The sequence below is a fragment of the Deltaproteobacteria bacterium genome (genome assembly GCA_035063765.1).
Taxonomy (GTDB): domain Bacteria; phylum Myxococcota_A; class UBA9160; order UBA9160; family PR03; genus CAADGG01.
In genome coordinates this window covers 1-14,669 of sequence record JAPSFT010000012.1, presented here as the reverse complement: position 1 = coordinate 14,669, position 14,669 = coordinate 1, and the positions used below count along the sequence as shown (strand labels likewise).

The 14,669-nt window shown below is 72.8% G+C and carries 12 protein-coding genes and 2 pseudogenes; 13 read left to right on the top strand and 1 reads right to left on the bottom strand.

Going from position 1 to position 14,669, the window contains the following annotated elements; translation table 11 throughout:
* Positions 1–32 precede the first annotated feature (32 nt).
* Complete coding sequence (gene rplC, locus OZ948_10870; protein MEB2345232.1) at positions 33–677, top strand: 50S ribosomal protein L3; 645 nt, start codon at positions 33–35, stop codon at positions 675–677.
* Positions 678–695: 18 nt separating this feature from the next.
* Positions 696–1,397: an RlmE family RNA methyltransferase gene (locus OZ948_10865; protein ID MEB2345231.1), complete on the top strand. Its 702-nt coding sequence runs from the start codon at positions 696–698 to the stop codon at positions 1,395–1,397.
* An 18-nt stretch (positions 1,398–1,415) separates the two neighbouring features.
* Here the strand turns inward: OZ948_10865 and rimO are convergent, their stop codons facing one another.
* Positions 1,416–2,813 carry a 30S ribosomal protein S12 methylthiotransferase RimO gene (gene rimO / locus OZ948_10860; protein MEB2345230.1) on the bottom strand — a complete coding sequence of 466 codons (1,398 nt, stop codon included), beginning with the start codon at positions 2,811–2,813 and terminating at the stop codon, positions 1,416–1,418.
* A 57-nt stretch (positions 2,814–2,870) separates the two neighbouring features.
* Here rimO and OZ948_10855 point away from each other — a divergent pair, with 57 nt between their 5' ends.
* The 11 genes and pseudogenes from OZ948_10855 to OZ948_10805 all read left to right on the top strand — a co-directional run bounded on the left by OZ948_10855 (position 2,871) and on the right by OZ948_10805 (position 14,623).
* A complete protein-coding gene (locus OZ948_10855) occupies positions 2,871–3,350 on the top strand; it encodes a VOC family protein (GenBank protein MEB2345229.1) in 480 nt (159 codons plus the stop codon).
* A 145-nt stretch (positions 3,351–3,495) separates the two neighbouring features.
* On the top strand, positions 3,496–4,815 hold the full coding sequence (locus OZ948_10850; GenBank protein MEB2345228.1) for a DUF1329 domain-containing protein: 1,320 nt from the start codon (positions 3,496–3,498) through the stop codon (positions 4,813–4,815).
* 97 nt (positions 4,816–4,912) lie between these two features.
* Positions 4,913–6,073: an epoxide hydrolase gene (locus OZ948_10845; protein ID MEB2345227.1), complete on the top strand. Its 1,161-nt coding sequence runs from the start codon at positions 4,913–4,915 to the stop codon at positions 6,071–6,073.
* Positions 6,070–6,855 (top strand): SDR family NAD(P)-dependent oxidoreductase, encoded by a 786-nt coding sequence (locus tag OZ948_10840; GenBank protein MEB2345226.1) that lies wholly within the window; start codon positions 6,070–6,072, stop codon positions 6,853–6,855. Before OZ948_10845 ends, OZ948_10840 begins: the two co-directional genes overlap by 4 nt.
* A 160-nt stretch (positions 6,856–7,015) precedes the next feature.
* Positions 7,016–7,405: pseudogene (locus OZ948_10835) on the top strand (RidA family protein).
* Between the two features lie 147 nt (positions 7,406–7,552).
* The gene (locus tag OZ948_10830; GenBank protein ID MEB2345225.1) at positions 7,553–8,248 is read left to right on the top strand and encodes a TetR/AcrR family transcriptional regulator; all 696 of its coding nucleotides are present in this window, start codon (positions 7,553–7,555) and stop codon (positions 8,246–8,248) included.
* 27 nt (positions 8,249–8,275) lie between these two features.
* Positions 8,276–9,241: pseudogene (locus OZ948_10825) on the top strand (Zn-ribbon domain-containing OB-fold protein).
* Positions 9,241–10,290, top strand: a complete 1,050-nt coding sequence (locus OZ948_10820; protein MEB2345224.1) for a thiolase domain-containing protein — start codon at positions 9,241–9,243, stop codon at positions 10,288–10,290. The pseudogene OZ948_10825 and the gene OZ948_10820 overlap by 1 nt, the downstream one beginning before the upstream one ends.
* Positions 10,290–11,447 (top strand): thiolase domain-containing protein, encoded by a 1,158-nt coding sequence (locus OZ948_10815; protein ID MEB2345223.1) that lies wholly within the window; start codon positions 10,290–10,292, stop codon positions 11,445–11,447. The genes OZ948_10820 and OZ948_10815 overlap by 1 nt, the downstream gene beginning before the upstream one ends.
* A gap of 21 nt (positions 11,448–11,468) precedes the next feature.
* Positions 11,469–13,073 (top strand): acyl-CoA synthetase, encoded by a 1,605-nt coding sequence (locus OZ948_10810; protein MEB2345222.1) that lies wholly within the window; start codon positions 11,469–11,471, stop codon positions 13,071–13,073.
* Complete coding sequence (locus tag OZ948_10805) at positions 13,073–14,623, top strand: acyl-CoA synthetase (GenBank protein MEB2345221.1); 1,551 nt, start codon at positions 13,073–13,075, stop codon at positions 14,621–14,623. The genes OZ948_10810 and OZ948_10805 overlap by 1 nt, the downstream gene beginning before the upstream one ends.
* Positions 14,624–14,669 lie beyond the last annotated feature (46 nt).

Here is a 14,669-nt window from a genome sequence, read left to right as displayed (position 1 = left end):
CCGCCGCCCCTCAGAGCCTGGGAGACCCCTTCGTGGCGCTCGAGCTGCTGTGCCGCAAGATCGGCATGACCCGGATCTACGACGAGACGGGCCAGATGATCCCGGTGACGGTCCTCGAGGCCGGCCCGAACCCCGTCGTCCAGAAGAAGACCGCCGCGAAGGACGGGTACGATGCGCTCCAGCTCGGCTTCGGCGAGCGCAAGCGGGTGCGCACGACGAAGGCGCTGCTCGGCCACTTCGACAAGGCCCAGGTCGCTCCCAAGCGCCACCTGCGCGAGTCGCGGGTGACGGGGGAGGATGCCACGAAGTGGGAAGTCGGCCAGGAAGTGAAGGTCGACGTGTTCGCGAAGGGCCAGCGCATCGACGTCGTCGGCACCAGCAAGGGCCGGGGCATGGCCGGCGTCGTGAAGCGCCACCACTTCGCGGTCAAGAAGGAATCGCACGGGACCCACGAGGGCTTCCGGCTGCCGGGCTCGATCGGCCCCGGCACCTATCCCGGCCACGTGATCAAGGGCCTGCGCATGCCGGGCCACATGGGCAACGAGCAGGTCACGACGCGCAACCTCGTCGTGGCCCGCGTGGACGCCGACCGCAACCTGCTCCTCGTGCGCGGCGCCGTGCCCGGCCCGAACGACGGGCTGGTCCGCGTGCGGGCAGCGGTGGCTCCGCGCAGGTAGGGCCTGCCTGCAGGGCGCGTGGAGCGCCTGGCCCTCCGGGTCGTCATGTACGAGCGCAAGGACCCCTTCTACCGGCGTGCCAAGCGGGAAGGGTTCCGTTCGCGCGCGGCCTACAAGCTCGAGGAGCTCCAGCGCGCCCATCGGGTGCTGCGCCCGGGCCAGCGCGTCGCCGACCTCGGCGCGTGGCCGGGGGGCTGGATGCAGGTGGCCGCGGCGGCGGTCGGGCCCGGCGGCCGCGTCGCCGGCATCGATCAGGCCGGGATCGAGCCGTTTCCGGATCTCGCGAACGCGATCGCAATCCATGGAGATCTCTCGGAAGCCGGCGTCGAAGCAAGGATTCTCGACGCGCTCGGGGGCCTGGCGGACGTCGTGCTCTCGGACGCTGCGCCCAAGCTCACGGGGGTGCGTGCGACCGACCGCGCCCGCGAGGAGGCGCTCCTCGAGGCGGTCGAGGCGCTCGTCCCGAAGCTCCTGCGCCCGGGCGGAGCGCTCGTCCTGAAGCTGCTCGAGAGCCCGGAGGCGCAGGCGATCGCCGGCCGCCTCGGCCGCCGCTTCGCGGCCTGCAAGACGACGAAGCTCCAGGCGACCCGGCAGGGGAGCGCGGAGAAGTACCTGGTCGCCCGCGACTTCAGGGGGCTGCCGGCGAGGGATGCTGCCCGGGCCGGCTCCCCCGCGCCGGTTCCGGCCGATCCGGTCCGCCGGGACGCCTCCGACGAGTAGCCACGCATCCGGGCGCCTTCAGGCCGGCTCCGCACAGGGCTCCGCGACCAGGTCCGGAGCGCGCACCCCGCTGATCCGCGCGCGTACGAAGCTCCCGGTCCCGGCCCCGCCGCGCAGCAGGACCTCGCCGTCGATCTCGGGCGCCTGGGAGGCGAGCCGGCCCCGGGCGCGGTCGCGGCCGCCGGCGTCGACGAGAACGTCGGCCTCGCGGCCGACGAGCGCGCCGAGCTGCTCGCGCTGGAGCTCGCGCAGGAGCGCCAGCAGCGCGCGGTGGCGCTCGCGGGCGACCCGCTTCGGCACCTTGGCGGGCAGCTCGAAGCCGGCGGTGCCCTCCTCGTCGGAGTAGCGGAACGCGCCGACCCGATCGAAACGTACTTCGCGAACGAAATCGCAGAGCGTCTCGAAGTCCGCGTCCGTCTCGCCCGGGAAGCCGACGACGAAGGTCGTGCGGAGGGTGAGGTCCGGGATCCCGGCGCGCAGGCGCTCGACGAGCCTGCGCTGGCGATCGGCCGTGGTCCCCCGGCGCATCGCCTCCAGCATCGCGTCGCTCGCGTGCTGGAGCGGCACGTCGACGTAGGGCAGCACCCGCCGGCGGGCCGCGAGCGCCTCGATGAGGGGCTCCGTCACCGCGCTCGGGTAGACGTAGAGGAGGCGGACCCACGCCACGCCGTCGAGCCCCGGATCGGCGTCGAGGGCGACGAGCAGGTCGGCGAGCCGGCGGCGGCCGGCGCCCTCCGCGGAGGGCCCCAGGTCCTTCCCCCACGAGGTCGAGTCCTGCGCGACGAGGTTGATCTCGCGCACCCCGGCGGCGGCGAGCTGGCGCGCCTCGGCGAGCACCGAGTCGAGCGTGCGGCTCTGGAAGCGGCCGCGGATGCCCGGGATCGCGCAGAACGCGCACACGCGGTCGCAGCCCTCGGCGATCTTCAGGTAGGCCGTGTGGGTCGGCCCGATCAGGAGGCGCGGCGCGTGCTCGTCGTAGAGGTGCGTGCGCCCGGCCTCGACGTAGACGCCCCGGGTGCGGCCCTCCCGGCGCGTGCCCTCCGGATCCTCGAGGAGGCCGTCGAGGATCCCGGCGATGCGCGGGAACTCCCCGGTGCCGATGAAGGCGTCGACCTCCGGAAGCTCCGTGGCGAGGTCGGCGCCGTAGCGCTGGGGCAGGCAGCCGGTCACGAGGAGCCCCCGCAGCCGCCCGCCGCCGCGCCGCTCGGCCACCTCGAGGATCGCGTCGATCGACTCCGCGCGGGCGCTCTCGATGAACGAGCAGGTGTTGACCACCGCGACGTCGGCGTCCTCGATCCGCTCGGCGAGCGCGTAGCCGGCACTCGCGAGGGTGCCGAGCATCACCTCGCCGTCGAGGCGGTTCTTCGGGCAGCCGAGCGTGCGGAAGTGGACGGCGGCCTTGGGGGGGTTGGGCACGGCGAGGCAGGCTAGCAGGAGGCTGGTAGCCTACGGCTCCTGCCCGAGGAGCCCGCGATGTCGCCCCGCCCCTTCCACGTGCTCGGAGTCCAGCAGATCGCCGTCGGGGCTCGGGACAAGGCGGCGCTGCGCAGGCTCTGGGTGGATCTGCTCGGGCTCGAGCCGAAGGGCAGCTTCCGCAGCGAGCGCGAGAACGTCGACGAGGACATCACGGCGGCCGGCCGCGGGCCGTTCGCGGTCGAGGTGGACCTCATGCAGCCGATCGACCCCGCGGGCAGGCCGCGCGTCGACGAGCCTCCCCTGAACCACGTGGGACTCTGGGTCGACGACCTCCCGGCGGCGGTGGAGTGGCTCGGCGAACAGGGGGTCCGCTTCGCACCGGGCGGGATCCGCAAGGGCGCGGCCGGCTTCGACGTGTGCTTCATCCACCCCAAGGGGAACGAGGCTGCGCCGATCGGCGGCGCGGGCGTCCTGATCGAGCTCGTGCAGGCCCCGCCCGAGGTGATCGCCGCCCACCGTGCGCTCGCGCGCTCCTGACGCGACTGCTGGTCAGCGAATCCACCGCCCGAGCCCGTGCGTCTGCTCTTCACGGGGCGCGAGCGGATTCGCGCTGACTTCCCGGGTCGATGAGGTAGGATGGGCGCCCCGATCCATCCGCGGATCAACGAAGGAGATCGACGCGATGACGCGTTGGCGCCCGAGCTGGCTCCTGGCCGCTCTCACCCTGACCGCCCTGGTCCTCCCGCCCGCCGCACGCGCGCAGGACGACGCGGGCGTCGCCGGTCCGAGCTTCAAGGAAGGCGACGTCATCACGCTGGACCAGGTCGACAAGCTGAAGCCCTTCCTGCCCCCCGAGTTCTGGGCCAACCGGGACTTCTTCTTCTACGAGGGCATGAAGCTCGAGATCGGTCCTTCCTTCCGGGACTACTCGCCGCCGCCGGAGTACCAGGCCGCCACCGACAAGTTCAAGGGGCAGCCCAAGATCGGTCCCGGCAACAGCCTCGTGAACTACGTCGCCGGCGCCCCCTTCCCCGGTGAGATCGACTGCAAGGGCGATCCAGAGGCCGGCGTGAAGCACATGTGGAACTTCGACTACGCCTGGGACGGCGACGGCTCCGATACCCACTTCTTCTATTCGTACTGGGACCGCGGCGAGGAGCTGCCCCTCTACTACGAGGGCACCTCGAAGACGATCCGCCTCTCGCATCGGATCGAGCCGGAGCTCCTCGAGACCCAGAACGGCGACCTGTTCCGCGGCGAGAAGCGCAAGCTCGCCTTCGGCATCGAGGTGGACGCGCCCTTCGACGCGCGCGGCATCCTCGTCATGACCTACCGCTACAAGGACTCCGACAAGCAGACCTCGGAGACCAAGAACGACGACACCTGGGTCTACGTGCCGACGCTGCGCCGCGTGCGCCGCATCTCGACCGCGCAGCGCACCGACGCCGTGTCGGGCACCGACTTCACCTTCGACGACCTGCGCTCCTTCGCCGGCATCGTCCCCCAGTACCAGTGGACCTGCCTCGGCGAGATGGACATCATCGCGCCGGTGAACTCGAAGGTGCGCGCGTACCCGTACACGAAGGACCACAACTTCGGCCCCTACGGCCTGTCCTACGCGAGCGACAACTGGGAGCTCCGCAAGGCGGTCAAGGTGCGCATGGTCCCGAACGCCAAGGACCATCCGTACCACCACAAGGACATCTACATCGACAAGCAGACCTACAACGCCCTCTACTCCTTCGCTTACGACCAGAAGGAGGAGCTGTGGAAGATCATCTGGCACAACACGCGCTGGAGCGAGGATGACTTCCCGGAGTACAAGGGCTGGGAGGGGATCCCGAAGCCGCTGGACCTGCGCATCGTGTCCGACACGATCGTGAACGTCCAGACCGGCACCGGCAACCGCATCGAGTTCTGGGACAACAGCGGTACGCCCTACTCGAGCAAGGGCAAGATCCGCCGCTACATCGACATCGGGCGCCTCACCAAGGGGCGCTGAGCCGCGTACCGCAGGAATCGGGGGCCGGGACGGGAGACCGTCCCGGCCCCTTCACTTTGGGGTATCGTCGCCGCGCGCCTGCGCCGGAGGCCACGCCATGAGCGACGCGATCGAGCCGTTCCACATCGAGGTGTCCGACGAGGTGCTCGCCGACCTCCGCGAGCGGCTCGCACGCACCCGTTTCCCGGACGAGCTCGAGGGCGCGGGCTGGAGCTACGGCACGGAGCTCGCGTACCTGCGCGAGCTCGTCGCCTACTGGCGCGACCACTACGACTGGCGCCGCCACGAGGCGCGGCTCGCCTCCTTCCCGCACTTCTCGACGGTGATCGACGACCACCGCGTGCGCTTCCTCCACGTGCGCTCCCCGCACGCAGGCGCCTTCCCGCTCGTCGTGACCCACGGCTGGCCCGGCTCGATCTTCGAGTTCCACAAGATCCTGGGCCCCCTGAGCGAGCCCGAGAAGCACGGCGGGCGCGCCGAGGACGCCTTCCACGTGGTCTGCCCGTCGATCCCGGGCTACGGCTTCTCGGAGGCGCCGCGCACGAAGGGGTGGGACGTGCGGCGCATGGCCGAGGGGAACGCCAAGCTGATGGCCCGGCTCGGCTATGCGCGCTACGGCGCGCAGGGCGGCGACTGGGGCGCCATCATCTCGACCCAGAACGCGCTGGTGGACCGCGCGCACTGCGTCGGCATCCACCTCAACATGGTGGTCGCGTTCCCGCCGGCCGACGGGAGCGATCCGATGGCGGGCCTCGACGACGTCGAGAAGGCCGGGCTCGGGGACCTCGCCCACTTCCAGAAGGAGGAGACCGGCTACCAGCAGATCCAGGGCACCAAGCCCCAGACCCTGGGCTATGGCCTCAACGACTCCCCCGCCGGCCTGGCGGCCTGGATCGTCGAGAAGTTCCGCACCTGGAGCGACTGCGACGGCGACGTCGAGCGGCGCTTCACGAAGGACGAGCTGCTCACGAACGTGATGATCTACTGGATCACGCAGTCGATCACCTCGTCGACGCGGCTCTACTACGAGACCATGCACTCGGGCCGCTTCGGCCCGGCCGGCGAGCGCGTCGAGACGCCGACCGGCTGCGCGATCTTCCCGAAGGAGCTCTACCGCGCGCCGCGCGCGTGGGCCGAGCGCGCCTTCGAGGTGCAGCAGTGGACGCGCATGCCGCGCGGCGGCCACTTCGCGGCGCTCGAGGAGCCGGAGCTGCTCGTCGAGGACGTGCGGTCGTTCTTCCGCAAGGTGCGCGGATGAGTGCGGCGCCGGCGCCGGTCGCCCTCGTCACCGGGGCGAGCCGCGGCATCGGCCGCCGGCTCGCCGCAGACCTGGCTGCCGCCGGCTGGGACGTCGTGTGCGCCGCGCGCTCGACCTCCGAGCGGCCCGGCAGCCTCCCCGGCACGCTCGAGGAGACGGTGGCGCTCGTCGAGCGGGCCGGCCGCCGCGCCTGGGCCGTACCGCTCGACGTGCGCGACGAGGGCGCGGTCTCCGGGCTCGTCGAGCGGCTCTACGCGGAATGGGGCCGCTGCGACCTGCTCGTCAACAACGCGGCCGTGGCGCCCGCGAAGCCCGCCCTCGCCGACACGCCGAAGCGCTGGCGCCTCGCGGTCGACGTGAACCTGAACGGCCCCTTCTACGCGATCTGGCACCTGGCGCCGCGCATGGCCGCGGCCGGCGGCGGCCGCGTCGTCAACGTCTCCTCCGGTGCGGCGCGGACCCCGCAGTTCGGCCGCCCCGGCTACACGGTGACCAAGGCGGCGCTCGAGTCGCTCACCGAGTGCCTCGGCCACGAGCTGCGCGCGCGCGCGGTCGCCGTGAACTGCCTGCGCCTCGAGGTCCCGGTCTGGACGGAGGGCTTCGCCGCCACGCTCGGCGACGCGGACGCCTTCCCCTTCGAGGACCCCGTCATCATGTCCGACGCCGTCCTGTGGATGGCGCGCCAGCCGCTCGCCTGGACGGGCCAGATCGTGACGATCGGAGAGCTGCGCGCGCGCGGAGCGGTGCGCCCCGAGACTCAGGCGACCGCGAAGCCCTCGTAGCCCCGCGCCGCCACCTCGTTGCAGCGGGCGACGTAGGGCGGGACGCCCAGGTCGGGCATGAAGACGCGCGGCTTGCCGGGCACGGGCCGATCGTACCGTCCCCCCGCTTCGCCGTGCTGCCGCTATCGTCTGGCCGCGCGCAGGGACCCGGGAGGACACCATGAAGCAGAGCGACGTCGTCGTGCCGAGGGGCATGGAGATCGCCTACGACCAGTTCCACTTCGCACCGGCCGTCCGCGCCGGCGGCTTGCTGCGCTGCGCGGGCCAGCTCGGCACCGACGAGCACTTCGTCCTGGCCTCGACGGAGCCCGAGGCGCAGTTCGTGCAGGCCTTCGAGAACGTGAAGCGCGTCCTGGCGGCGGCGAAGCTCGACTTCTCGGACGTGGTCGAGATGACCACCTTCCACGTGGGCCTGCGCGAGCACATCGCCACCTTCCTCGCCGTGAAGGACCGCTACTTCCGGGCGCCCTGGCCGGCCTGGACCGCGATCGGCATCGTCGAGCTGGCGGCGCCCGGGGCGCTGGTCGAGATCCGCGTGACCGCGCGGCTGCGCGCGCCGCGCGCGGCGAAGCGCCGGAGCGCCGCGAAGGCCCGGCCGACCAAGCGGCCCCGCAAGGCCAAGGCGGCGCGCGGGCGGCGCTGAGCCGGCGTCCCCGGCGCTTGCCGCCAGGAATGAAACGTGTTCTAATCCTGCGCCATGGCCCGCCCCCGCCAGGCCGACCCCGCCGCTGGTGCCGGCTCCCGTGCCGCGCGCGCGCCGCTGCCTGGAACGCCCGTGCCGACCGGTGCCCGGCTCGCGGCCAACCAGATCAAGCGCATGCGCCGGATCGTGGACGCCGCGGTCGCGCTGGCCGAAGGGGGTGGCTTCGAGGCGGTGCGCCTGCGCGACGTGGCCGAGCGCTCCGACGTCGCGCTCGGGACGCTCTACAAGTACTTCCGCTCGAAGGAGGACATCCTCCTCTTCGCGCTCGACGAGGAGGTGGGCCGGCTCGAGCAGGGCCTGCTCGCGCGCCCGCCCGCGGGCGCGAGCCCCTTCGAGCGCGCCGCGGACTTCTTCGGCCGCACGAGCCGGGCACTGATCGGCCGCCCCGCCCTGACCCGCGCCATGATCCGTGCCCTCACCGGCACCGAGGAGCTGGCGTTCAAGGTCGCGGCCTTCCAGCTCCGCATCGCGCGGCTCGTGGCGGCGGCGCTGCGCGGCGCGCCGGCCGATCTCGCCGCGCCGCTCGACGCCTCGATCGGGAGCGCGCGCGAGCGCGCCGCCGCGCAGACGCTCATGCACGTCTGGTTCTCGGCGCTGGTCGGCTGGTCGGCCGGGCTGCACACCGAGCGCGGCGTCGTCGAGCAGGTGCGGGTGGCGGCGGAGCTGGTGCTCGGGACCGGGGGACGCTGAGCCGGTCGCGGCACCGGGGAGGAACGCATGGGCCAGGCGACCACGATCGACGGCGTGCTCTCGGCGCCGCACGTGCTCGAGTACCCGTACCGGCGCTCGGTGGGGCCGGTGCTGTCGCGCTTCTTCACCGCGCTGCGCGAGCGCCGGCTGGTCGGGGTGCGCACGCGCGCCGGCCGCGTGCTGTGCCCGCCTGCCGAGGCGGATCCCGCCACCGGCGCCGCCGTGACCGACGACTACGTCGAGGTCGGCCCGGGCGGCACGATCACGACCTGGACCTGGGTGTCCCGGCCGCGGGAGACGCAGCCGCTCGCGCACCCCTTCGCCTACGCGCTGATCCGGCTCGACGGCGCCGACACCGCGCTCCTGCACGCGGTCGACGCCGGCGACCCGGCCCGGCTGCGCACGGGCGCCCGCGTGCGCCCGCGCTGGCGCACCGAGACCGTCGGCGACATCGGCGACATCGAGTGCTTCGAGCTGGAGGGCTGAACCATGAGCGACACCGCCGCGCCCCAGCCCGTCAAGACGATCAAGACCCCCATGCGGCTCCAGTACCAGTACACGGCCGGTACGGCCACCTCGCGCTTCCTGCACGGCATCGCGCAGGGGAAGATCCTGGGCCAGCGCTGCCCGCGCTGCGCCAAGGTGTACGTGCCCCCGCGAGGCTCGTGCCCGCGCTGCGCGGTGGCCACCGAGCAGGAGGTGGAGTGCTCCGACAAGGGCACCGTCACCACCTTCGCGATCGTGCGCGTGCCGAGCGAGAACCTGGACGTGCCGCTGCCCTTCGCCTGCGTGCACATCCTGCTCGACGGCACCGACGTGCCGTTCTTCTCGGTCGTGCAGGAGTGCCCGCTCGAGCAGGTCCGGATCGGCATGCGCGTGCAGGCGGCCTGGGTGCCGGAGGCCGAGCTCGCGCCCACCCTGCAGAGCATCCGCTGGTTCCGGCCGATCGACGAGCCGGACGTGCCCTTCGACCAGCTCCAGGAGCACCTGTGATGCGCGAGGTCGCGATCGTCTCCTTCGCCCAGTCGAAGCACGCGCGGCGCGATCTGCGCAACGAGGTCGAGATCCTGATGCCGGTGGTGCACGAGGCGGTCGAGCGCTCGGGCATCGCGCGTCCCTTCGACTTCACCTGCTCGGGCTCGACCGACTTCCTGCAGGGCCAGCCCTTCGCCTTCGTGCTCGCGCTCGACGCCGCGGGCGCCTGGCCGCCGATCCCCGAGTCGCACGTCGAGATGGACGCCGCCTGGGCGCTCTACGAGGCGTGGGTGAAGATCCAGACCGGTGAGGCGGAGACGGCGCTGGTCTACGGCTTCGGGAAGTCGTCGCCCGGCGACCTGCCCGAGGTGCTCTCGCGCCAGCTCGATCCCTACGTGCTGGCGCCGCTCTGGCCCGACGCGGTGTCGCTGGCAGCGCTCCAGGCGCGCGCCTGGCTCGAGAAGACGGGGCGCAGCGAGGGCGACCTGGCCGCGGTGGCGGCGCGCAGCCGCCGCGACGCGAAGGCGAACCCCTACGCGACCGTGGCCGGCGACTTCGAGGTCGCCAAGCTGCTCGCCGAGCCGCCGGTTGCCTCGCCGCTGCGCCGCCACGACTGCGCGCCGATCTCGGACGGCGCCGCCGCGCTGGTGCTGGTGGCGGGCGAGCGCGCCCGCCAGGTCTGCCGGCGTCCGGCCTGGATCCGCGGGATCGACCACCGCATCGAGCCCCACGCGCTCGGCGCGCGCGACCTCACGAGCTCGCCCTCCACGCGGCTCGCCGGCGAGCAGGCCGGTGTGGGCCGCGCGCCGGTGGACCTGGCGGAGCTGCACGCACCCTTCACGCACCAGGAGTGGATCCTGCGCGAGGCGCTGGGACTCGGCGAGGACGTCGTGATCAACCCCTCGGGCGGGGCGCTCGCAGCGAACCCCATGATGGCGGCGGGCCTGGTCCGGATCGGCGAGGCGGCCCGGCGCATCCACGAGGGAGGAGCGCGCCGCGCGGTGGCCCACGCCACCTCGGGCCCGTGCCTGCAGCAGAACCTGGTCTGCGTGCTGGAGGGGGAGTGATGGCCGAGCGCTGCGCCGTGGTCGGGATCGGGCAGACGCACCACACGGCGCGCCGCGACGACGTGTCGATCGCGGGCCTCGTGCGCGAGGCCGCCGAGCGCGCGCTGGCCGATGCCAGGCTCGACTGGGGCGACATCGAGGCCGTCGTCGTCGGCAAGGCGCCCGACATGTTCGAGGGTGTGATGATGCCCGAGCTGTACCTGGCCGACGCGCTCGGCGCGGCGGGCAAGCCGCTCCTGCGCGTACACACGGCCGGCTCGGTCGGCGGCTCGACCGCGATCGTCGCGGCGAGCCTGGTGCAGGCCGGCATCCACCGGCGCGTGCTCACCGTCGCCTTCGAGAAGCAGAGCGAGAGCAACGCGATGTGGGCGCTCACCGTGAAGACGCCGCTCCAGGCGGCGGTGGTGGCGGGCGCGGGCGGCTACTTCGCGCCGCTGATCCGCGCCTACATGCAGCGCAGCGGCGCGCCCGACGACACCGGGATCCGCGTCGCGGTGAAGGACCGCGCGAACGCGCTCAAGAACCCCTACGCGCACGTGCGCGACGCGACCCTGAGCTTCGACGCGGTGGCCGCCTCGCCGATGCTCTGGGACCCGATCCGCTTCCACGAGACCTGTCCGTCCTCGGACGGCGCCTGCGCGCTGGTGCTGTCGAGCGATGCGGCGCTGCCGGAGACCGCGCACCCGCCGGCCTGGGTCTGGTCCACCGCGATGCGCAGCGAGCCGACCCAGTTCGCCGGCCAGGAGAAGGTGAACCCGCTGGCCGGGCGCGCGTGCGCGAAGGCCGTCTACGACAAGGCGGGGATCCGCGATCCCCGGCGCGAGATCGACTGCGCCGAGATCTACGTGCCCTTCTCGTGGTTCGAGCCGATGTGGATGGAGAACCTGGGCTTCGCACCCGAGGGCTCGGGCTGGCGCATGACCTACGAGGGCGCGACGGCGCTCGACGGCGACCTGCCCGTCAACATGTCGGGCGGCGTGCTCTCGTCGAACCCCATCGGGGCTTCGGGCATGCTGCGCTTCGCCGAGGCGGCGCTGCAGGTGCGCGGGCAGGCCGGGGAGCACCAGGTGGACGGGGCCCGGACCGCCCTCGGCCACGCCTACGGCGGCGGCTCGCAGTTCTTCGCGATGTGGATCGTCCGCGGGCAGCGGCCCTGAACGGGAAGGCGCACTCGAACCATGCACTTCAACATCGCCGACCTCTACGAGTCGATCGCAGACCGCGTGGGCGAGCGCACGGCGCTGGTCTGCGGCCCGCAGCGGCGCACCTACGCGGAGCTCGAGGAGCGCAGCAACCGGCTCGCCCACGCGCTCGCGGCGCGCGGCCTCGGGCCCGGCGATCACGTCTCGCTCTACATGACCAACTGCGCCGAGTACGTCGAGACGATGCTCGCCTGCTTCAAGATCCGCGCCGTCCCGATCAACGTGAACTTCCGCTACGTCGAGGACGAGCTCCGCTACCTGCTCGACGACTCCGGCTCGAAGGCCGTCTTCCACACCCGCGAGCTGTCGCCGCGCGTCGCCGCGGTGCGCGCGCGTTGCCCGAAGCTGCGCGTGGTGGTCGCGGTCGAGGACGGGAGCGCCGCGGACCTGGCCGGCGCCGAGCGCTACGAGGCGCTGCTCGCCGAGGGCTCGCCCGCGCGCGACTTCCCGGAGCGCTCGCCGAAGGACCTCTGGATCGTCTACACGGGTGGCACGACGGGCATGCCGAAGGGCGTGATGTGGGAGCACGAGGACTGGTTCTTCGCCGGGATGATGGGCGGGAACCCGATGGGCCCCCAGCCCGCACGGCCCGAGGAGGTGGCGGCGCGCGCGGCGGAGAAGCCGCCGCAGGCGCTGATGTCGGCGGCGCCGCTGATCCACGGTGCGGGCCAGCTCGCCTCCTGGATCGCGATGATGCAGGGCTACCGCGCCTGCCTGGCGCCGCGCTTCGACCCGAAGCTCGTCTGGCAGACGGTGCAGGACGAGCGCGTGCTCTCGCTCTCGATCGTGGGCGACGCGATGGCGCGGCCCCTCGCGGAGCTCCTCGACGAGCCCGGCGTCTCCTATGACCTCTCGTCGCTGCGGATCCTCTCGTCGGCGGGCGCGATCCTGTCGGCGACGGTCAAGGCGCAGCTCCAGGCGCACTTCCCCGAGCTCGTGATCATGGACAACTTCGGCTCCTCGGAGAGCGGCTCGCAGGGCGTGGACGCGGGCGGGGGGCGCGTCGAGGGCGGCATGCGCTTCCGGATGAACGAGCACACGGTCGTGCTCGACGACGAGGGACGCGTGATCGCGCCGGGCTCCGGGCAGACCGGGCGGGTGGCGCTGCGCGGGCGCGTGCCGGTCGGCTACTGGAACGACCCGGAGAAGAGCGCGCGCACCTTCCTCGAGTACGGCGGGGTGCGGCACGTCGTGGTCGGCGACTTCGCGCGGCCGGAGGCCGACGGCACGATCACGGTCTTCGGCCGCGGCTCGCAGTGCATCAACTCGGGCGGCGAGAAGATCTTCCCCGAGGAGGTCGAGGGCGCCCTGAAGTCGCACCCCGACGTCTTCGACGCGCTGGTCGTGGGGCTCCCCGACGCCCGCTGGGGCGAGCAGGTGGCCGCCGTCGTGCAGCTCCGGCCGGACCGTGCGCCGGCCGCGGAGGAGGTGATCGCGCACTGCCGCAAGCAGCTCGCCGGCTACAAGGTGCCGCGCGCGCTCCACGTGGTGCCCGAGATCCAGCGCTCCCCGAGCGGCAAGGCCGACTACCCCTGGGCCAAGCGCACCGCGGCGGCCCTGCAAGCCGAGGACGCGAGCTGATGGCGGACCACGGCTTCTGGAACCACGCGCAGCGCAACCCGGCTGCCCTCGCCCTGGTCGACGCCGAGGGCGGCACGCGCACGCGCGGCGAGCTGCACGCGGCGGCCAACCGGATCGTCCACGGGTTGCGCGCGCTCGGGCTCGGCAAGGGCGACTGCGTGGCCGCCGTGCTGCCGAACGACCCCGCGCTGCTCGAGCTCTACCTCGCCGTCTGCCAGGCCGGCATGTACCTGGTGCCGATCAACTGGCACCTGGCGGCGCCCGAGATCGCCTACATCGTCGCCGACAGCGAGGCGAAGGTGCTGGTCGCGCACGAGCGCTTCGCCGACACGGTCCGCAAGGCCGCCGACGAAGCCGGCTTCCCGGCCGACCGGCGCTTCGCGATCGGGGCGATCCCGGACTTCCGGCCCTTCGCGGAGCTGACCGCCGGGCAGTCCGACGCACCTCCCGCCGAGCGCGCGGCCGGCGCCGTCATGAACTACACCTCGGGCACGACGGGGCGCCCGAAGGGCGTGCGCCGCGCGCTGCCCCCGCTCGACCCCGACACCGCCGCCACCCTCCTGACGGGTTTCTTCGCGATGTTCGGGATCGCGCCCGAGGGCGGCAACGTCCACCTGTGCGGCTCGCCGCTCTACCACACCGCCGTACTGGTCTTCGCCTCGACCTCGCTCCACTACGGCCACGCCGTCGTGCTGCTGGAGAAGTGGACGCCCGAGCTCTGCCTCGCGGCGATCGAGCGCTGGCGCGTCACCACGAGCCACATGGTGCCGACGCAGTTCCACCGCCTGCTCGCGCTTCCCGAGGAGACGCGCCGCTGCTACGACGTCTCGTCGGTACGCTGCATGGTGCACGCGGCCGCGCCCTGCCCGCCCGACGTGAAGCGCCGCATGATCGAGTGGTGGGGCCCGGCGATCAGCGAGTACTACGCGGCCACCGAGGGCGGCGGGACGCTGGTCGGCGCCGAGGAGTGGCTGAAGAAGCCCGGCACGGTGGGCCGCCCCTGGGCCGGCGCCGAGATCAAGATCTTCGACGACGCCGGCCACGAGCTCCCGGCCGGCGCGGTCGGCACCGTCTACATGAAGCTCGGCGCCGCCGACTTCGAGTACTACAAGGACCGGGACAAGACGCGCAAGAACCGGATCGGGCCCTACTTCACGGTGGGCGACGTGGGCCTCCTCGACGAGGATGGCTACCTGTTCCTGCGCGACCGCAAGGCCGACATGATCATCTCGGGCGGCGCCAACATCTATCCCGCCGAGATCGAGTCGGTCTTCCTGGCGCACCCGAAGGTGGGCGACGTCGCGGTCTTCGGGGTTCCGCACGAGGAGTGGGGCGAGGAGGTGAAGGCGGTCGTCGAGCCGGCGGCGGGCGCCACGCCCGGCCCGGAGCTGGCGGCCGAGCTGCTCGCCTTCTGCGCCGACAAGCTCGCCCGGTTCAAGACCCCGAAGTCGATCGACTTCATCGCCGAGATGCCCCGCGACCCGAACGGCAAGCTCTACAAGCGCAAGCTGCGCGACCCCCACTGGGCCGGCCGCGAGCGCTCGATCTGACGGGGACAGACCCGGGGAGGCCGGGGATAGAAGCGAAAGAACCGAA

Bases quoted from the DNA above. Each gene is read 5' to 3' on its own strand.
- OZ948_10855 (MEB2345229.1), top strand. From the start codon at position 2,871: ATGTCGCCCCGCCCCTTCCACGTGCTCGGAGTCCAGCAGATCGCCGTC.
- OZ948_10850 (MEB2345228.1), top strand. From the start codon at position 3,496: ATGACGCGTTGGCGCCCGAGCTGGCTCCTGGCCGCTCTCACCCTGACC.
- OZ948_10845 (MEB2345227.1), top strand. From the start codon at position 4,913: ATGAGCGACGCGATCGAGCCGTTCCACATCGAGGTGTCCGACGAGGTG.
- OZ948_10840 (MEB2345226.1), top strand. From the start codon at position 6,070: ATGAGTGCGGCGCCGGCGCCGGTCGCCCTCGTCACCGGGGCGAGCCGC.
- OZ948_10830 (MEB2345225.1), top strand. From the start codon at position 7,553: ATGGCCCGCCCCCGCCAGGCCGACCCCGCCGCTGGTGCCGGCTCCCGT.
- OZ948_10820 (MEB2345224.1), top strand. From the start codon at position 9,241: ATGCGCGAGGTCGCGATCGTCTCCTTCGCCCAGTCGAAGCACGCGCGG.
- OZ948_10815 (MEB2345223.1), top strand. From the start codon at position 10,290: ATGGCCGAGCGCTGCGCCGTGGTCGGGATCGGGCAGACGCACCACACG.
- OZ948_10810 (MEB2345222.1), top strand. From the start codon at position 11,469: ATGCACTTCAACATCGCCGACCTCTACGAGTCGATCGCAGACCGCGTG.
- OZ948_10805 (MEB2345221.1), top strand. From the start codon at position 13,073: ATGGCGGACCACGGCTTCTGGAACCACGCGCAGCGCAACCCGGCTGCC.